General features: G+C 36.5%; 21 protein-coding genes and 1 pseudogene. 17 read left to right on the top strand and 5 right to left on the bottom strand.

Annotated elements, in window-relative coordinates:
* Nucleotides 1–22: 22 nt before the first annotated feature.
* From B5X53_RS16815 to B5X53_RS16780, 8 genes are all read left to right on the top strand, one after another.
* Nucleotides 23–1,000 (top strand): stage II sporulation protein M, encoded by a 978-nt coding sequence (locus B5X53_RS16815; protein ID WP_079714389.1) that lies wholly within the window; start codon nucleotides 23–25, stop codon nucleotides 998–1,000.
* Nucleotides 981–1,838 carry a hypothetical protein gene (locus tag B5X53_RS16810; RefSeq protein WP_079714388.1) on the top strand — a complete coding sequence of 286 codons (858 nt, stop codon included), beginning with the start codon at nucleotides 981–983 and terminating at the stop codon, nucleotides 1,836–1,838. Before B5X53_RS16815 ends, B5X53_RS16810 begins: the two co-directional genes overlap by 20 nt.
* Complete coding sequence (locus tag B5X53_RS16805; protein WP_079714387.1) at nucleotides 1,838–2,596, top strand: hypothetical protein; 759 nt, start codon at nucleotides 1,838–1,840, stop codon at nucleotides 2,594–2,596. Before B5X53_RS16810 ends, B5X53_RS16805 begins: the two co-directional genes overlap by 1 nt.
* Nucleotides 2,589–3,803, top strand: a complete 1,215-nt coding sequence (locus B5X53_RS16800; RefSeq protein WP_079714386.1) for a DUF4350 domain-containing protein — start codon at nucleotides 2,589–2,591, stop codon at nucleotides 3,801–3,803. The genes B5X53_RS16805 and B5X53_RS16800 overlap by 8 nt, the downstream gene beginning before the upstream one ends.
* A complete protein-coding gene (locus B5X53_RS16795) occupies nucleotides 3,784–4,785 on the top strand; it encodes an AAA family ATPase (protein WP_079714385.1) in 1,002 nt (333 codons plus the stop codon). Before B5X53_RS16800 ends, B5X53_RS16795 begins: the two co-directional genes overlap by 20 nt.
* On the top strand, nucleotides 4,785–6,116 hold the full coding sequence (locus tag B5X53_RS16790) for a DUF58 domain-containing protein (RefSeq protein ID WP_079714384.1): 1,332 nt from the start codon (nucleotides 4,785–4,787) through the stop codon (nucleotides 6,114–6,116). Before B5X53_RS16795 ends, B5X53_RS16790 begins: the two co-directional genes overlap by 1 nt.
* A gap of 235 nt (nucleotides 6,117–6,351) precedes the next feature.
* Complete coding sequence (locus B5X53_RS16785) at nucleotides 6,352–6,771, top strand: DUF2141 domain-containing protein (protein WP_079714383.1); 420 nt, start codon at nucleotides 6,352–6,354, stop codon at nucleotides 6,769–6,771.
* 104 nt (nucleotides 6,772–6,875) lie between these two features.
* Nucleotides 6,876–7,832, top strand: a complete 957-nt coding sequence (locus B5X53_RS16780) for a LysR substrate-binding domain-containing protein (RefSeq protein WP_079714382.1) — start codon at nucleotides 6,876–6,878, stop codon at nucleotides 7,830–7,832.
* A gap of 76 nt (nucleotides 7,833–7,908) precedes the next feature.
* On the opposite strand, the gene B5X53_RS16775 is transcribed toward B5X53_RS16780, so the two are convergent.
* The 3 genes from B5X53_RS16775 to B5X53_RS16765 form a co-directional block, all read right to left on the bottom strand.
* The gene (locus tag B5X53_RS16775) at nucleotides 7,909–8,106 is read right to left on the bottom strand and encodes a hypothetical protein (RefSeq protein WP_075327206.1); all 198 of its coding nucleotides are present in this window, start codon (nucleotides 8,104–8,106) and stop codon (nucleotides 7,909–7,911) included.
* A 135-nt stretch (nucleotides 8,107–8,241) separates the two neighbouring features.
* The gene (locus B5X53_RS16770) at nucleotides 8,242–9,042 is read right to left on the bottom strand and encodes a TIGR00266 family protein (RefSeq protein WP_079714381.1); all 801 of its coding nucleotides are present in this window, start codon (nucleotides 9,040–9,042) and stop codon (nucleotides 8,242–8,244) included.
* A gap of 1 nt (nucleotide 9,043) precedes the next feature.
* Nucleotides 9,044–9,496: a DUF4442 domain-containing protein gene (locus tag B5X53_RS16765; RefSeq protein WP_079714380.1), complete on the bottom strand. Its 453-nt coding sequence runs from the start codon at nucleotides 9,494–9,496 to the stop codon at nucleotides 9,044–9,046.
* A gap of 145 nt (nucleotides 9,497–9,641) precedes the next feature.
* Here B5X53_RS16765 and B5X53_RS16760 point away from each other — a divergent pair, with 145 nt between their 5' ends.
* From B5X53_RS16760 to B5X53_RS16725, 9 genes and pseudogenes are all read left to right on the top strand, one after another.
* Nucleotides 9,642–10,181 carry a DUF4870 domain-containing protein gene (locus B5X53_RS16760; protein WP_079714379.1) on the top strand — a complete coding sequence of 180 codons (540 nt, stop codon included), beginning with the start codon at nucleotides 9,642–9,644 and terminating at the stop codon, nucleotides 10,179–10,181.
* Nucleotides 10,178–10,522, top strand: a complete 345-nt coding sequence (locus B5X53_RS16755) for a PadR family transcriptional regulator (protein WP_075327210.1) — start codon at nucleotides 10,178–10,180, stop codon at nucleotides 10,520–10,522. Before B5X53_RS16760 ends, B5X53_RS16755 begins: the two co-directional genes overlap by 4 nt.
* Nucleotides 10,515–11,534, top strand: a pseudogene (locus B5X53_RS19555) (PspC domain-containing protein); the annotation flags it as partial. The gene B5X53_RS16755 and the pseudogene B5X53_RS19555, both read left to right, overlap by 8 nt.
* Before the next feature lie 84 nt (nucleotides 11,535–11,618).
* Nucleotides 11,619–12,251, top strand: a complete 633-nt coding sequence (locus tag B5X53_RS19550) for a hypothetical protein (RefSeq protein WP_394341610.1) — start codon at nucleotides 11,619–11,621, stop codon at nucleotides 12,249–12,251.
* Nucleotides 12,252–12,456: 205 nt separating this feature from the next.
* On the top strand, nucleotides 12,457–13,275 hold the full coding sequence (locus B5X53_RS16745) for a GIN domain-containing protein (RefSeq protein ID WP_079714378.1): 819 nt from the start codon (nucleotides 12,457–12,459) through the stop codon (nucleotides 13,273–13,275).
* 44 nt (nucleotides 13,276–13,319) lie between these two features.
* Nucleotides 13,320–13,553: a hypothetical protein gene (locus tag B5X53_RS16740; RefSeq protein WP_079714377.1), complete on the top strand. Its 234-nt coding sequence runs from the start codon at nucleotides 13,320–13,322 to the stop codon at nucleotides 13,551–13,553.
* Between the two features lie 115 nt (nucleotides 13,554–13,668).
* A complete protein-coding gene (locus B5X53_RS16735; RefSeq protein WP_079714376.1) occupies nucleotides 13,669–14,286 on the top strand; it encodes an alpha/beta hydrolase in 618 nt (205 codons plus the stop codon).
* Nucleotides 14,287–14,302: 16 nt separating this feature from the next.
* Nucleotides 14,303–15,157: a pirin family protein gene (locus tag B5X53_RS16730; RefSeq protein ID WP_079714375.1), complete on the top strand. Its 855-nt coding sequence runs from the start codon at nucleotides 14,303–14,305 to the stop codon at nucleotides 15,155–15,157.
* A 40-nt stretch (nucleotides 15,158–15,197) separates the two neighbouring features.
* Nucleotides 15,198–15,833 carry an MOSC domain-containing protein gene (locus tag B5X53_RS16725; RefSeq protein WP_079714374.1) on the top strand — a complete coding sequence of 212 codons (636 nt, stop codon included), beginning with the start codon at nucleotides 15,198–15,200 and terminating at the stop codon, nucleotides 15,831–15,833.
* 101 nt (nucleotides 15,834–15,934) lie between these two features.
* On the opposite strand, the gene rpsA is transcribed toward B5X53_RS16725, so the two are convergent.
* Both rpsA and cmk read right to left on the bottom strand, forming a co-directional pair.
* Nucleotides 15,935–17,785 (bottom strand): 30S ribosomal protein S1, encoded by a 1,851-nt coding sequence (gene rpsA / locus B5X53_RS16720; RefSeq protein WP_101023057.1) that lies wholly within the window; start codon nucleotides 17,783–17,785, stop codon nucleotides 15,935–15,937.
* Between the two features lie 177 nt (nucleotides 17,786–17,962).
* Nucleotides 17,963–18,655: a (d)CMP kinase gene (gene cmk / locus B5X53_RS16715; RefSeq protein ID WP_079714373.1), complete on the bottom strand. Its 693-nt coding sequence runs from the start codon at nucleotides 18,653–18,655 to the stop codon at nucleotides 17,963–17,965.

Genomic DNA, 18,655 nt, shown 5'->3' with positions numbered 1-18,655 from the left:
TTGAGTCATAATAGAAAAAACCATGCGAGAGGCTGCATTCGTGAAGCAAAATAAGGATAAATGGCTTAAATTTGAAAGCCTGCTTCAAAATAAAAATAACCTGCGACCAGAGCAGCTCTCCAATATTTATATTGAAATTAGCGACCATTTAAGTTATTCCAGGACGTTTTATCCTAAGAGCAACACTACTACTTATTTAAACCAATTAGCAGCTTCAGCGCATCAAAAGATTTATAAGAACAAGAAGGAATCGCAAAACCGGTTTATCACATTTTTTACGAAAGAATTTCCGATTTTCTTCTATAAGTTTCAGAAACAATTATTACTTAGCTTTTTAATTTTCGCTCTTTTTTCTGCGGCAGGCGCATTTTCAGCAGCATCAGATCATACTTTTGTCAGAAGTATTCTAGGTGATGCGTATGTTAATATGACGCTGCAAAATATTGCTGAAGGCGATCCTATGGCGGTTTACAAAAAAATGTCTGAAACCGATATGTTCCTGGGGATTACCATTAATAATATTCGGGTTTCGTTAATGGCTTTTAGTATGGGAATCCTGGCCGGAATAGGCACGGTGTTTATTTTAATGCAAAACGCGGTGATGTTGGGATCTTTTCAATACTTTTTTTACGATCAGGGTTTACTATGGGAATCGGCCAGAACAATCTGGATCCACGGAACCATAGAAATTTCAGTAATAATTATTGCGGGTTGCGCCGGACTGGTAGTTGGAAAAAGCATACTTTTCCCCGGCACTTTCACCCGCCTGACTTCATTTGTAAAAGGAGTTAAAAACGGACTTAAAATAGTGATTAGTACAATTCCGTTTTTTATCATAGCAGGATTTCTGGAAGGTTTTGTGACCCGACTAACCCAAATGCCCGATTGGCTGGCGATTTTAATTATTGGCAGCTCTTTAGCGCTCATTTTATTTTACTATATCTTTTATCCCATTTATCTATATAAACAACAACAAATTCATGAAACAGGATTACATTGATTTTAAGCAGCAGCGGGAGCTGGGCGATATTATTAGCTATACGTTTAAGTTTTTACGCGAAAATTACAAGGCCTATTTTACCAGCGTAATTAAAATTTCCTGGCCGGCGTTTCTGCTTTTAATCGCGGCCGTAGCCTATTATTCATATACAACAGTAGGAAACTCCTTAATGTTCAATCAGGACGGCGGTTTTTTCATTGGGTTTGGTTTATTAATGATTGGGCTGCTTTTATATTTTTCTGTTATGAATGTGGCGGCATTTCATTTTATAAAATCTTATGTAAACAATGATGGTGAAGCCAGCCACCAGGATGTTAAACAGGGTGTAAAAAAAGACTTAGGAAAAATGTTTGGTCTTGGTGCCGTAACCTGGATTTTGATATTCGCCGGACTTATAATTTTTTTACTTCCGGGAATTTATTTAAGCGTTCCTCTTAGTATAGCGGCCGCGGTACTTGTTATTAAGAGCGACAGTATTGGTGGTAGTATTTCTGAAGGTTTTCACCTGGTAAAAGATAACTGGTGGATGAGTTTTATAAGCCTTTTTCTAATCTGGCTCATCGTGTATATCATAAGCCTAATATTTCAACTGCCGGTACTCATTTACACCTTTGTAAAAATGTTCACTTTAATGGAAGAAAATTCAGCATCCACAACAAATGTAGCCGAGATGTTTGACTGGGTTTATCTTACCTTAAGCATAATTGCATCTGCCATTCAATACCTGCTTTACGCAATTACACCAATTGGTGTTGCCTTTGTTTATTATAACCTTAATGAAATAAAATATTTTACCGGTGCATACGAAAGCATTGAAAACCTGGGTAAAAACGATTAATGTTTAAAATCTTAATTCTTTTCAGTTTTATTTTCTTCGGAAATTTAATTCCGCAGGAAGAAGCAGTGACTGATTCTACGGAAATGATTCAGAATTCTTCTGAAGAAACTCTGGAAGAGGTTGGTTTTGATACTGAAAAAATTGAAAATTATAAAGCTGATAAAGCATTTGATTATCTGGAAAAAATTGAGGAAGATTCCTGGTGGACACGTTTAAAGCGCTGGATTAATCTTAAATGGAACGCCTTTTTGCAATGGCTTTTTGGCGATTATGAAACCAACACTTTTTGGGGTGCTGTGCTTTCAGCTGTACCATACATTTTGCTGATTTTAGTTCTTGGCTTAATCACCTGGCTTTTTATTCGCTTAAATCCCGGAAATGCTGTTATGGCCGAACCTATTACCGGAAAAGTAAATCTTAAAAAAGAAGAAGATATTGTAAAATCAGCTGATATTTCTTCCTTAATTGATGTAGCAATTCGTGACGAAAATTATCGGCTGGCGGTTCGGTATTTATATTTAAAGAGCCTGCGTATACTGGATCAAAAAGAACATATTCAGTATAGATTTCAAAAAACAAACGAAGATTATATCACCGAAATAAACGCACCTGAAATAAAAAATCAGTTCACGAAAATCACACACTTGTACGATTTTATCTGGTATGGAGATTTTGAACTCTCTAAACCGCGTTTTGAGAAAGTAAACCGGGAATTTACCAAAATGGAAAACAACCTAAAAACCGGGAATAATGGGTAAAACTTCAAAACTCTTCTTTGGTGCTTTCCTGCTGTTGGTAATTTTCCTCACTTACCTGGAAGCTACAGAACCGGAACCGGTAAACTGGACGCCCAGCTATATGAGCGATGACAAAATCCCGCTGGGAAGTTTTGTTTTTTATGAAAGCTGGGTAAATACCGAAAAATGGGAGTTTGAAGAAATTGGAGTTCCGCCTTTCGAAAAACTCTCTGATAGCCTGGAGAATGGCACTTATTTTTTTCTGAATAATGCTGTGAATTTTGACCCGGACGAATTGGATAAAATACTTGACTGGGTCTCTAATGGAAATGAATTGTTTATTTCAGCAAGAGGTATAAGTTCGGCCTTGTTAGATACGCTTCATTTAGAAACGAAAGTTTTTATTCCAAAGAATGATCTAAGCTCAAAACCACAGCTGAATTTCAAAAATTCAGCCTTAAAAACTGAAACCGATTTTCAGTTTAAAAATGAATTTTCCTCACTTTTCTTTCATCAAAAAGACAGCGCGAAAATTGAAATTCTGGGTGAGATAAATATCCAGGGAGATGAGAAAAGCAGCCAACCTAATTTTATAAAATCAGATTTTGGGAAAGGAAAAATTTACCTTCACAATACCCCTGAAGCCTTTGGGAATTACTTTTTACTAACTAACCAGAATTATGAGTATGCAGAAAGTATTTTGGCTTACGTTAATAATAAAAATCCCGTATTTCTAGATAATTATTATAAAGCGGGAAAAACCTTTTATTCCTCTCCGCTTTATATTTTGCTCAGCGATAACCGACTTAAATGGGCGTATTATTTTTTACTGGCGGGCTGTGTTTTGTTCATTATTTTTGAAGGAAAAAGAAAACAAAGGGCGATCCCGATAATGAATCCTTTACAAAATCAGAGTTATGAATATTCAAAAACCGTGGGCGATCTTTACTTAGAAGAAAAGGAATACGCAGAATTGATTACGAAGAAAATCAATTTATTTTTTGAATATATTCGATTACAATATAAAATTTCAACCAAGACCATAGACGAAGAATTCCATACCTTACTGGCTGCAAAATCAGGAAATAGTATAGCTTCCGGCAAGGCACTTTTTGCGAAAATCGAGAAGTTTTCAAATAATACAAATGCCGGGAAAAGCGAATTTCAAGAACTTTCTGAGGCAATAAATAATTTTAAATTACATTCTAATGGAAAACCAGGAAAATAAAGAAAATGAATCTATAGATTTTGATAGTCGAATTCCTTTAGACGATCTAAAAGAGGCGGTTTCGAGTTTAAAAAACCAGATGGCTAAAGTAATTGTAGGCCAAAACGATTTTGTAGAATTATTAATCGCCGGCCTGCTTTCTAACGGCCACGTTTTAATTGAAGGCGTGCCGGGCGTTGCTAAAACTTTAACCGCAAAACTATTTGCTAAAAGCCTGGATACCAATTTTAGCAGAATTCAGTTTACACCAGATCTGATGCCGAGTGATGTTCTTGGAACTTCAGTTCTAAATGCCCAAAAAGGAGAATTTGAATTTAAACCGGGTCCTATTTTTTCTAACATTATCTTAATCGACGAAATTAACCGCGCTCCTGCTAAAACCCAGGCGGCTTTATTTGAGGTAATGGAAGAACGTCAAATCACCATAGACGGGTTTCAGCACGATTTAGAAGCTCCTTTTATGGTACTGGCCACACAAAACCCAATTGAGCAGGAAGGAACTTATGCGTTACCTGAAGCTCAGTTAGACCGGTTCTTGTTCAAAATCCAGGTAGATTATCCAAATCTAGAGGATGAAGTTGATATTCTAAAATCTCATCATAACCGCAAAGGTGTGCTGCCTGTTTCGCAAATTGAAGCCGTATTAAATCCGAAAAACCTAAACGAGTTAAAAAACCAGATTCAGGAAATTATCGTTGAAGAAAAACTGATGCTTTATATCGCCAGCATTGTGGGTAAAACCCGTAATCATTCTCACATTTATCTTGGAGCCTCTCCACGGGCCTCTATCGCAGTGATGAATGCTTCTAAAGCTTTTGCTGCTATAAACGGAAGGGATTTCGTAATTCCTGAAGACATAAAAAAGGCTTTAAATCCTGTTCTGGCGCACCGGCTAATTATTAGCCCCGATCGGGAAATGGAAGGTATTACCGCCAAAGAAGTGATAGAAATGATCTCGCAATCTGTTGAAATTCCACGTTAGTGCTCAAATTCTTTAAATCTTTATATCTAAATCAGCGTTTTTTCTATGCGATCTTTGCTATCGCATTACTCTTTCTATTTTCTTATTTCTTTGATTTTCTATACGGATTTACCTGGGTTTTAAGTCTGATTTTTTTGCTTCTGTTTCTCGCCGATTTAGTAAGTCTTTATAAAACCAATCGAATAAATGCTGAAAGAATTCTTCCGCAGAAATTTTCAAATTCAGATGAAAATGAAGTGGAAATCATCCTGGATAACAACTATAACTTCTCGGTTTATACGGAAATTATAGATGAAATCCCTGTGCAATTTCAAAAGCGCGATTTTCTAAAGCAGTTAAAAATAGGTGCAGGTGCTTCTGAAAAATTCAGCTATTATTTACGCCCGGTTGCTCGCGGTGAATATTACTTCGGAAAACTAAATATTTACGTTTTCACCAAAATGGGTTTAGCAAAAAGACGCTCTGTTTTTGGAAATAAACAAATGCTGAAAGTTTATCCTTCTTTTATTCAGATGAAAAAAATGGATTTCCTGGCTATAGATAATCGCTTATCTCAACCCGGTTTAAAGAAAATCAGGAGGATTGGCCATACAATGGAGTTTGAGCAAATCAAGGAATATGTTTCGGGAGACGATGTTCGTACCATAAACTGGAAAGCAACCGCCAAGCATGGCGACCTTATGGTGAACCAGTTTCAGGATGAAAAAGCCCAACCCATCTATTCTATTATAGATACCGGCCGGGTGATGAAAATGCCGTTTAACGGCTTGAGTTTACTGGATTATGCCATTAACAGCAGTCTTGCTTTTTCAAATATAGCACTCAAGAAAAAAGACAAAGTAGGGCTTATTTCTTTTTCATCTAAGATTGAAAATATCCTGAAAGCCAATGCAAAATTGAGTCAGTTGCAGCAAATAATGGAACGTTTGTATAACATCAACACTCAGTTTCCAGATTCAGATTTTAATATGCTTTACAGCAATCTTCGACAACGAATTACCCATCGCAGTTTGCTGATGTTGTATACTAATTTTGAACATATTTCAGCTTTAAAAAGGCAACTCCCCTATTTAAAAGCAATTAATAAAAAACACGTTTTAGTAGTGATCTTTTTTGAAAATACCGAACTGGATAAAATTATAGGTAGCAATCCGGATAATACAACCGATATGGCCCACCAGGTTATTGCTGAAAGTTTTGCGCACGATAAAAAACTAATGGCAGCCGAATTACGACAACACAGGATTAATACTTTACTCACCAAACCTGAAGATTTAAGTATTAATACTATTAATAAATACCTGGAAATTAAAGCCCGCGGAATACTTTAATCAGGTAATCTCAAACAACTACTGTCGTCATTACGAACGGAATGAAGTAATCTTAATGCTCCACCAATTCCAGGTGTCAAACTTCTTTCCGTCTTTTCTCTTTCCTCTTTTTTCTCTTTTCTTTTGAAGAATCTACAATTCAGCATGCAATATTTACAACTCGGTAATAATTTTTAAATAAGCAGAATTAATCAGTTTAGTTTTGAGGCTATAAACCAATAAAAATTAACTAATTATGAAAACAATTGCCATTTTATTTAGTCTGTTTCTTTGCAACCTCGCTTTAGCCCAAACAGAAAAATCCGGGAACATTAGTGTAAGTGTAGATAACCTTTCTACGGAAGAAGGAAAAGTTTATTTCGCACTTTTTAATGAAGATAATTTTCTAAAAAAAGCACCAGTCAAGGGAGAAGTTAGTGAAATTAAAGATGGGGTTGCACAGGTAACATTTAAGGAAGTACCTTCCGGAACCTATGCAATAACCGCCTATCACGATGAAAACGGAAACCAGCAAATGGATTTTGAACCCAATGGTATGCCTAAAGAAGACTATGGGGTTTCTAATAATGAAATGAATTTATATGGCCCTCCAGTTTGGGATGATGCGAAATTCGATTTTGATGGGGAAAGTAAGGAATTTAAGCTTAGATTTTAGTTTAAAAGGATCGGGACTAAGCTTTCGTATAGATAAAATCATATTTATTTAAATTTAGAATAGAAAAAACCAATACATTTGCAGTAATAATAAAGCTTCAAATTATGACGATTACACAACTGCATTATGTATTGGCGGTTGCCGAACATAAGAATTTCACAAAGGCTGCACAAAAGGTTTTTGTAACCCAGCCTACCTTAAGTATGCAAATTCAAAAGCTGGAAGAAGAACTGGATGTACAGATTTTTGACAGGACAAAAAAGCCTATTCAACTTACGGAAACAGGTCAAAAAATTGTGCAGCAGGCTAGAAATATTGTAAATGAAAGTGACCGGATTAAAGATATTGTAGATCAGCAAAAAGGTTTTGTAGGCGGAATTTTCAAACTGGGGGTAATTCCTACGGTTATGCCTACTTTATTACCCATGTTCATCAATAATTTTATTAAGAAATATCCTAAAGTAAAGCTTAAAATTGAAGAGTTAAATACCGAGGCTATAATTGAACGTTTACGAGAAGGACATTTAGATGCTGCAATTGCCGCAACTCCTTTGGAGCTTCAGGGAATTAAAGAAAATGTGCTTTATTATGAACCATTTGTAGGCTATATTCCAAATACTCACAGGCTTCATAAAAAGGAAAAGATTGAAGTTAATGATCTCGATATAGACGATATGTTGCTTCTTGAAGATGGGCATTGCTTTAAAGATGGTATTCTTAACCTTTGTAAATCTTCCAGAAATTATGATGATGACCATTTTCAGCTGGAAAGCGGAAGTTTTGAAACTTTAATAAAGCTAGCCAACGAAGGTTTGGGAATGACACTTCTGCCCTATTTACATACCCTTGATATCAAAGATTCCGAAAAGAAAAATTTGAGGATGTTTAAAGAGCCGGTACCCGCCCGGGAAGTAAGTCTTATTTACAACCGTAGTGAATTAAAAATGCAAATAATTGAAGCTATACAAAGTACCATTGCCGGTGTTGTAAAAGGAGCTATCGCTTTTCACAATGTGAATATTATAAGTCCTGTAAATAAGAAAAAAGAATACGGGGAATAGGTATAAGAACTTCTACTATTCTCTTTTATAAATAAATTAACTGAAAAAATAAAAAGCGGCCCAAAAGCCGCTTTCTTTATGTATTTAGATAGGTTAAACATTGATTAAGTTCCGGATTTTTGCGTGTTAGTGCTATAATCCAGATACGAAGTTCCTCAATCTCATGAGGTAAAAGTCGTTGAAGTGCTTTTTTCACTTCTCTACAAAACAAGATAGGATCAAAACTGACTTTATCCAGTACAGTTTTGGTGTATTCAAACATCGCTCTCGCCATAATTTGAAAGATTTAAATTAGAAGTTAGGTTTAAAAAAGTAGAAATCTTTTAATAGGCTAACGGATTTTTTAAAAGCACTTAAATATAATAAAAAATTTGTAACGATCTTTCAATTTACACCTGTTTAACACTTCTTAAAATCGGCGATCCCCACTAATAACATCTCCTATTCCGCCAAGAATACTACCTTCTCCTTTATCTTTTCCGCCACCCTGCGGTGCAGCCTGCCAAATTCTATTTGCCAGTCTACTAAACGGAAGAGATTGCACGTAAACTGTTCCCGGTCCGGTAAGCGTAGCGAAGAAAAGTCCTTCCCCGCCAAAAAATGTATTTTTAATTCCGCCTACAAATTCAATATCATAATTTATATCCTGGGTAAAACCAATAATACAACCGGTATCTATCTTTAATTTTTCACCGGCAGATAATTCTTTTCTGGCCATTGTGCCACCGGCGTGTACAAAGGCCATCCCATCGCCTTCCAGTTTTTGCATAATAAAGCCTTCACCACCAAAAAAACCGCGACCCAGTTTTTTACTGAATTCTATTCCTACTGAAACTCCTTTAGCGGCACATAAAAAAGCATCTTTCTGACAAATAAACTTATTCCCGTATCGGGTAAGATCTATAGGAATAATTTTCCCCGGATAAGGCGAAGCAAAACTGATTCGCTTCTTTCCTTGAATTTCATTGCTGAAAATTGTCATAAAAAGACTTTCTCCTGTAAGCAAACGTTTCCCGGCACCTAAAACTTTACCCAGGAAACCTTCATTTTCTTTAGAGCCATCGCCAAAAATGGTATCCATTCTAATCCCATCGTCCATCATCATAAAATTGCCGGCTTCAGCAATCACGGCTTCATGAGGATCAAGTTCCAGTTCTACATACTGCATCTCTTCCCCAAAAATCTGGTAATCTATTTCATGTGCATTCATATTATTTTGCTTTTATAGTCCATTCAAACTCAAATACTGCCACTTGCTCGCCGGTATCGTTTATTCCGGTAGATTTCATCCATAAGGTTTGCCCCTCTCCGGTAGCCAGAGTTTTCTCTATAGCTTCGTCTATTAAATGCCCATCGTAACAGTAAAAGGTAATTTTTCCGGTGGCTTTTTTAGTAAATGTGGCTCTATTTTGTGCCACAAGCATAGAAATTTTTCTATTAGACTGTTTTATTTTTCCCATTACCAATGCGCCAGTGCTTAATTCGGCTGCCATTGCCTGCACGGCGAAGTACATGCTATTAAAAGGATTCTGGTTTATCCAATTATGCTTCACATTTACCTTACAGGTATTTTCTTCAATTTCACTTACCCGCACCCCACAAAACCAGGCACTTGGTAGTTTCAGCATTAGAAATTTATTGAGTTTATTCTTACTTAATGTCATTGTTAATGGTTTGTTTTTAATAAATGTATTCAAATTAATCAATATGTCTTCAGAAATAATTTCATAAAAATATGTTAATTTTTAGTACTATGCTTTGCAAAATACCTTCTTTTAACCATATATTTGTAATGTAAATTAATAGGTTATGAACTCAAAGATAGCAAAAGAAGAAAAAACACTGGCCACAATCCTGCATTTATCGGTCTTTAGTAAATTTATTATTCCATTTGGGAATTTTATATTTCCGCTAATATTATGGCTCACTAAAAAGGAAAAACCATTTATAGACGATCACGGAAGGAAGGCAATCAATTTTCAAATTAGTCTCTTTCTCTACACCATTTTAATATTGGCGGTAGGAATTTCAATTATCCTTTTTCAGGCAATACGTTTGGGCGGAGATGTTCCTTTTGCAATAGGACCCGACCATTTTTATATAGACGAAATGGGCCAGGCAATTTCCATAGTCATCACCATTAGTGTATTTGCCATTTTACTTTCGCTATTGTTTTTCATCGAAATCTTCGCAGTGATAAGCGCAAGTATTAAAGCCAGTAATGGAGAAAATTACTCTTTCCCGCTAAGCATCAATTTTATAGGAAAAAGTTCAGATAATCATCATAATAATAACCATCAACAATCAAAAAAAGAACAGTTTAACAACCCTCAAAACGAAACGCTATGAAGATAGAAAACACCAAGGCTCAAATGCGTAAAGGTGTACTGGAGTACTGTATTCTTTCAGTCTTAAAAGATGAAGATGCGTATGTAGCCGAAATCCTGGACACCCTTAAAGACGCTAAATTACTGGTGGTTGAAGGCACTATTTATCCGCTCTTAACCAGGTTAAAGAATGCAGGATTACTCAGTTATCGCTGGGAAGAATCCAGCAGCGGACCACCACGAAAATATTACGGACTTACCGATACCGGGAAACTCTTTCTAAAGGAGCTTACCGGCACCTGGGACGAACTCCAAACCGCTGTAAACGTTGTAACCAATCAAAAAAACAAGAATCATGAATAAGACAGTAAATATAAATCTTGCCGGTATATTCTTTCACATAGACGAAGACGCATATGCCAAACTGCAGCATTATCTTGACGCTATAAAACGCTCTTTCGCTAACACCCAGGGAAAAGATGAAATTATAGCAGATATTGAAGCACGTATTGCTGAATTGTTCAATGAGAAGAAAAAGGATGACCGCCAGGTTATCGGCATAAAAGAAGTAGAAGAAGTAATCACCATTATGGGGCAACCCGAAGATTATATGGTAGATGAAGAGATCTTTGAAGATGAACCGGTGCATACTAAAACCACTAAATCTCCGGGAAAACAACTGTTTAGAGATACCGAACATTCTTATGTAGGCGGTGTTTCTTCAGGACTGGGACATTATTTAGGGATAGATTTTATTTGGGTACGCTTACTTTGGATTTTACTTACCATTTTCTCCAGTGGCGCTTTTATCCTTATCTATATTGCACTTTGGATCTTTGTTCCTGAAGCTAAAACCACGGCCGATAAACTTGCGATGCGTGGAGAGGAGGTCACTATAAGCAATATTGAAAAAAAGATTCGTGAGGGTTTTGATAATGTTACCGGAAAGGTAAAAGATGTAGATTACCAAAAATATGGTAACCAGGCTAAAAGTGGAGCTACCTCTGCAGCCACTGCCATAGGTGATGTCATCGCATTTATTTTAAAGGTATTTGTAAAACTTATTGGAATCATCTTAATCTTATTAGCCGGCGCTTCCTTAATAGGTCTCTTTATCGGATTAGTTACCGTTGGTACATTTGGACTTATAGATGCGCCCTAGACTAGTTATGTAGAAATGGCCGTTAGTGGAGCTCCACTTTGGCTATTATGGTTAATTGCCTTTTTGCTGGCAGGTATCCCATTATTCTTCCTGTTCATTTTAGGCTTAAAAATACTGGTAGGAAGATTAAAATCTATTGGTACTCCGGCAAAACTAGTTCTATTGGGATTATGGCTTCTGGCACTTATAGGTGCTGCAGTAATAGGTATTCAACAAGCAACTCATCGTGCCTTTGATGGGGAACAGGTAATTACCGAAACACTGTCTATATCAGCTAACGACACCCTTTACCTGGCAATGCAGGCCAATCCTAATTACTCATCCAGTATTTACAGAAGTTCAGATTTCAAAATAAAATACGATGATAATGATGAAAAGGTATTGTACAGCTCAGATGTTCGTCTAATTGTAAAGCCTACTAAAGATTCCCTTGCCAAACTGGAAGTAGTTAAGTCGGCAGAAGGTAAAGATTACAAAGAAGCCAGAGAACGCGCTCAGAATATAGTTTACAATACTAATTTCAGTAGAAATGAATTATTGCTGAATAGTTTTTTTACTTCGGCTACAAAATATAAGTACAGGGATCAGGAAGTGAAAGTTACTTTGTATTTGCCAGAAGGTGCCAGTCTCGTAGCAGACGATAATACAAGCTCTTTTCATAGAAATACAGACTACTGGGGAGATATTTTGATAAGTGGTGACGAAGAAAAAGTCTTAAAAATCACTGAAGATGCTGCTATTTGTGAAGATTGCCCGGTAGAAGAATGGGAAACCGAAAGTGAAGATGAATGGGATGAAGACGGTGACTTTAATGCCAGGATAAATTCTGGCGACGAAGAGGTGAATATTCAAATTAACCGCAGAGGGGTAACGGTAGATAAAAAACCGGTTGATAAAGAACAGGAAAATCTTGAAAATGAAGAATTATGATACAATTAATTCTGCACTTACTAATGCTGCTCTTCGGTTTAGGAGAGCCAGCAGAAGAAAATGATCCACTGGTTGAAGATTATATTGAATGTAATGAAGTCTTGACCGAACACTGCACCATAGCTTTCAATGAATGCTAAGCAAGTCTTAAAAGCCTCCCATCCGGAGGCTTTTTTACTATATTTGTTTTAAACCCTTATTTTTTATGAAAAAGATACTACTATTACTAAGCATTTTTATGGCTTTTAGCTGTGGCGCAAAAAAAATAAAAGGAAGCAGAAACGTAACTACCGAAAAAACACGCTTAACAGATTTCCATAGTGTTGATATTGCCGGGGATTTTGAAGTAACGCTCAAACAAGGATCTACCGCGATGATGGAAGTTGAAGCCGATGATAACCTACACCGCATAATAAGAGGCGAAGTTGTAGACCAGGTTTTATATTTAAAGCCTACAAAAAAAATTGGCCGTAGCAAATCTCAGGAAATCTCCCTTACCTATCCTGAAAACCTTCAGAAAATTACGGTTTCGGGCAACACGGAATTAGAAGCAGATGAAGATTTATATTCAGAAGAACTAAAAATCACCACAGCAGATGATGCTGAAGTTTATCTTACCGTAACCGCCACTAAATTTGATCTTTTTAACGAAGGGAAGGCTGACGTAGAATTAAATTTAACTGCAGAAGATGTTTATTTTCAGCTTAACGAGTCCAGCTACATTAAATCTTTGGTAAATGCACCCAGGTTTAAAGTTGATATCTATGAAAAAGCCAGCGCGCGTATTGAAGGGGAAGTTGATGATTTGCAATTACGTTCTGAACATTCTACCAAATTTGACGGTAGAAGATTAAGCGCAAGAACCGCAGTGGTTATTGCTGAAGGAAAATCTAAAAATGAACTTGAAGTGCTTGAAAACCTTACACTTACTGCTAAAAACCGAAGCGAAATGGAACTTTATGGAAATCCAAAAGTAGATTTGGTTGAATTTTCAGAAAAAGCGGTACTTGCGAAAAAGGATTGAGTTATTTAGCCTACATTTAATCCCTATAACTAAAACTATTAACTATGAAAATTGGATTAAAATCAATTTTATTAATTCTGGCATTAAGCCTAAGTTTTGTGTCTTGCAGGGAAGAAGAAGAAAAATCTGAAATTGAACAATTAGCCGGTGAAGAAGATGCCAAGGTGAAAGTAAAAGATGATAAGATTAAAGTAAAAACCGATGATAAAAAGATTAAAATCAAAGAAGATGATGGTGAGGTAACAAAAAAAGTGAAGATAGATAACGACGATAACTAGTTTTATTTCGTATTCCTATCACTCTTACCTCAATCAATTCTAAAAATTGTTTTAAAAGTCCCGTTTTTCGGGACTTTTTTATTGGTATTTAGTATCTTAATTTAAAATTACTACAATGCATAAAAAAGAGATATATACCGCCGGAAAAGAACTCCGGGAAGCCGAAAAAGTATTGGTTTTAATTCACGGCCGTGGCGGCAGCGCTAAAGAATTTCTTTCTTTGGCCAATCAGTTAAACACATCAGATTTTGCAATTTTAGCACCACAAGCTACAGATTTTACCTGGTACCCGAATTCATTTTTAGCTCCATTGGCTCAAAATGAACCCGAATATTCATCGGCTTTAGAAGTTTTAGAAGAACTGCTGGAAGAAATTAAGGAAACGGGTATAGCTTCAGAAAATATCTATTTTGCCGGATTTTCACAGGGCGCCTGTCTAACACTGGAATTTGTAACCCGAAACGCCCAGAAATTTGGTGGAGTTGCAGCTTTCACCGGCGGACTCATTGGCGATAAGATTTATACCGAAAATTATTCGGGTGATTTTAATGGTACCCCAATTTTTATTGGAACTGGCGATCCAGACCCCCACGTTCCAGTTGAGCGAGTAGAAGATTCTGCTGAAATTTTAAGGGAAATGAATGCCAATGTAGAAGTGAAGATCTACCAAAACAGGCCACATACAATTTCAGAATATGAGCTGAAAATCGCTAATAATTTTATTTTTAATTAAGATTAAAATCAATTTTATGAGAAGCATCAAAAAAATACATACTGCGGTAAGTTCGCCTATTGCCGATCTTATTACCTATCGCGCTTTGCCCACAAATTCTATAGATCATATAGATCCTTTTTTATTCTTAAACCACCATGGCTACCAGGAATATCCGGAAAACAATAATGGATTACCTTTTGGACCTCACCCCCACCGCGGATTTGAAACCGTTACTTTTATTTTGAAAGGTGATTTAACCCATAAAGACAGTGGCGGATTTGAAAGCGTGATAAAAGCCGGAGGCGTGCAATGGATGACCGCTGGGAAAGGCCTTATCCACGCTGAAGTTTCTTCAGAAGAATTCAAGAAAAATGGAGGAGAACTGGAAATTCTTCAGCTTTGGGTAAACTTACCTGCAAAATATAAAATGACCGAACCTAATTATGTAGGACTTCAAAAAGAAGATATCCCGCAGTTAACTTTAAATGACGGAGAAGTCAAATTAGCAGCAGTATCAGGAAACTGGGAAGAAAAAAAGGGCGCTTTTAATCCTTTAAATGATATTCAAATGGCTACGTTGGAATTTGCCGAAGGTGGTAAATATTCGGTAGAAATTCCTTCCAAAAGAAATATTTTCTTTTACGTGGTTAAGGGTAAGGTAAATGTAAACGGTGAAGAAGCCAAAATGCATAATCTGGTTGAATTCGCTAATGATGGTGAGAAACTGGAAATTGAAGCTCTGGAAGAAAGCACTTTACTTCTTGGACACGCTGAGCCTTTCAATGAACCCATCGTAGCACAGGGTCCTTTTGTAATGAATTCACAGCAGGAAATTCAGCAAGCTTTTCAGAATTATCAGAATGGTGAATTTGGAAATTGGAATGGTTAATTTCTGCTATTAATATCCTATAAAATAAACTTTTAACTACGTGAAAATAATTTCAACCAATATTGGAAAGCCAACTAAAATAATTTGGAATTCCAAAGAAATACTTACAGGTATATATAAAACAGCTACTGATGAACCTATTTATTTGGCGAAAAATAATGTGATGAATGATGAAGTTTCAGATCGTAAACATCACGGTGGTTTTTACAAGGCCTGCTACATATTTTCTTCAGAACAGTATCCGTATTGGAAAAATCTTTATCCCAATCTTGATTGGAACTGGGGAATGTTTGGAGAAAACCTAACTGTTACGGATTTTGATGAAAGAAAGGTTTTCTTAGGTGATGTCTATAAAGTGGGTGATGCCGTAGTGCAGGTTTCAGATTATCGAGAACCCTGTTATAAACTCGGTTATAAATTTGGAGATCAAAAGATCCTGAAACAATTTATTAAAAGGGGTTTTGCAGGAACCTATTTAAGTGTCCTGGAAGAAGGATTTGTAGCTAATAATGATAAATTCACCTTAATAGAGCGTCCTGATAAGAGTTTAAGTGTGTCTGACCTTTTCCATTTGGTATATGCAAAAGAGAAGAACCGGGACTACCTGCAAATTGCAGCAAATAATAAAGCCCTGGATCCTAAGAAAAGAGCATTGTTGGAGAAGTATATTTGGTAATAAACTTTTAAAACAGCTTCATAAAAAAACCTCCTTAGCCAACTAAGGAGGTTTTTGTTTATGATTAAATATCAGGGATTCCCGTCTTCACAGGAATAGAATTATTTCCCTTCCATTTTATCTTTTAAAGCTTGAAGATCGGCATTAACATCACCAATAGTGGTTTTGTCATTGCTTTGCGAAGCTGCTTTTTTAGCTGCTTGCTTAACGATTTGCTGCTCTTCTTCTTTGTGAATAGCCATATGTGAAGCTACCACTCTTTTGAATTCTTTATTGAATTCAATGATCTGGAACTCTGCAGATTCACCTTTAGTCAATTTGTTACCGTCTTCTTTTTCAAGATGTCTGGTTGGAACAAATGCAGTGATATCTTCGTTAAAGTCTATAGTAGCACCTTTGTCTACGATCTCTGCGATCTCTGCGGTGTGTTTAGTACCAACAGCGAACTCAGTTTCATATTTATCCCAAGGGTTGTCTTCAACCTGCTTGTGACCAAGGCTTAACTTACGTCCTTCAACATCTAATTCAAGAACTACAACCTCAAGCTCATCCCCTACGTTAGTAAATTCTGATGGGTGCTTGATTTTCTTAGTCCAGGATAGATCAGAGATATAGATAAGTCCGTCAATTCCTTCTTCTAATTCTACGAATACACCAAAGTTGGTGAAATTACGTACAATCCCTTTGTGTTTAGAACCAACAGGATATTTAGTAGTAATATCTGTCCATGGATCTGGAGTTAATTGTTTAATTCCAAGAGACATTTTACGGTCTTCACGATCTAAAGTTAAAATTTGCGCTTCAACCTCATCTCCAACATTTACGAAATCCTGAGCTGAACGCAAGTGCGTGCTCCAAGACATTTCAGAAACGTGGATAAGACCTTCAACACCATCGGCTACTTCAATAAATGCACCGTAATCTGCGATTACAACGACCTTACCTTTTACCTTGTCTCCAACCTTAAGGTTTTCGTCAAGAGCTTCCCATGGGTGTTTGCTTAATTGCTTAAGACCAAGTTGGATTCTTGTTTTAGCTTCATCAAAGTCAAGAATTACCACGTTTAGTTTTTGATCAAGCTCAACGATCTCATTTGGATGATTGATACGAGACCAGCTAAGGTCGGTAATGTGAACAAGTCCGTCAACTCCTCCAAGATCAACAAATACTCCGTAAGAAGTAATGTTTTTAACAGTACCTTCAAGTACCTGACCTTTTTCAAGCTGACCGATAATTTCTTTCTTCTGTTCTTCGATATCGGCTTCAATAAGCGCTTTGTGAGAAACTACAACGTTTTTGAATTCGTGGTTGATTTTCACAACTTTAAATTCCATTGTTTTTCCTACGTAAGCATCGTAATCACGGATAGGCTTCACGTCTATTTGAGAACCTGGCAAGAATGCCTCAATTCCAAATACATCTACGATCATACCACCTTTAGTTCTGCATTTTACAAAACCGTTTACGATAAGACTTTCATCGTGAGCTTTGTTCACACGATCCCAGGCCTGGATTACACGAGCCTTACGGTGAGAAAGAATTAATTGTCCGGTTGAATCTTCACGAACATCAATCAATACCTCAACCTCGTCTCCAACTTTAAGATCTGGATTGTAACGAAATTCGTTAAGGGAAATTACGCCTTCACTTTTTGCGTTAATGTCTATAATTGCATCACGATCTGTAATATTAATTACTTTTCCTGTAACAACTTCGTCATTTAAAGTGTCTACGAAATTTTCTGCAACTAATTTCTCAAATTCTTCCAGCTTCTTATCATCAATAGGGTCAATCCCCTCTTCATAATTATGCCAGTTAAATTCTTCAAGAAATTTCTCAGGGTTTTCCTGCTGCTCGGTAGGAGCTGGTTGCGATGATGTAGCCATTCCGGCTACCGGTTGAACTTCAAGATTTTCGTCCTGAACGTCCTGGTTTGTTTTGTCTTCAGCCATTGCTGATAAAAAATTTGTATCCTGTATTCTTCGGAAATATTAAGCAAATAAAACACAGAAGATGTTTATGGTTTGATTTTCAATCCCTTTTGAATTTCCGATTCTTCGCCAAAAAGGGCTGCAAAAATACAACTTATTTTTAAATTCTCAAACCCTGAACAGCTTAAAACAGGATGCTTATTCTTCAATTTTATCCTTGGCTAATTTCAGTACTTTTTTGAATTGTTCTTCTAAATTCATATCAGAATTATCAATTTCTATAGCATCGTCAGCTTTTACTAATGGCGAGTCTTCACGCGTAGTATCAAGGTAATCTCTTTCCTTTACATTTTCAAGAACGTCTTCATATTTCACGTCGTTTCCGCGTTCTTTCAATTCATTATATCTGCGCTCCGCTCTTTTTTCGGTTGATGCGGTCATAAATAACTTAAGATCGGCATCAGGGAAAACCACGGTTCCAATATCGCGGCCATCCATAACCACCGCTTTATTTTTCCCAATTTCCTGCTGAATATCAACGAGCATTTTTCTAACATCCGGGACTGCAGCTACTTTACTAACCTGCTGCGAAACTTCCATCAACCTGATTTCCTTTTCTACATTTTCACCATTTAAATGTACTTCTCCATAACCTACCTCTTTATTAAAAACAAAACTGATATTAATAAATGGCAATTGTCTTAAAATAGTTTCTTTATCAAAATTGGAATCAGTAACTATCATTTTACGCATTAAGTATAAGGTCACCGCGCGATACATAGCGCCGGTATCTACATACACATAACCGAGTTCTGCGGCAAGTTGCTTCGCTACGGTACTTTTTCCGGTGGAAGAATAGCCGTCTATGGCAATCGTTATTTTTTTACTCAT

Origin of the sequence: Salegentibacter salinarum (assembly GCF_900168115.1) — a bacterium.
Taxonomy (GTDB): Bacteria; Bacteroidota; Bacteroidia; order Flavobacteriales; family Flavobacteriaceae; genus Salegentibacter; species Salegentibacter salinarum.
The sequence above is the reverse complement of the archived record's forward strand: the minus strand, read 5'-3'. Positions and strand labels throughout refer to the sequence as shown.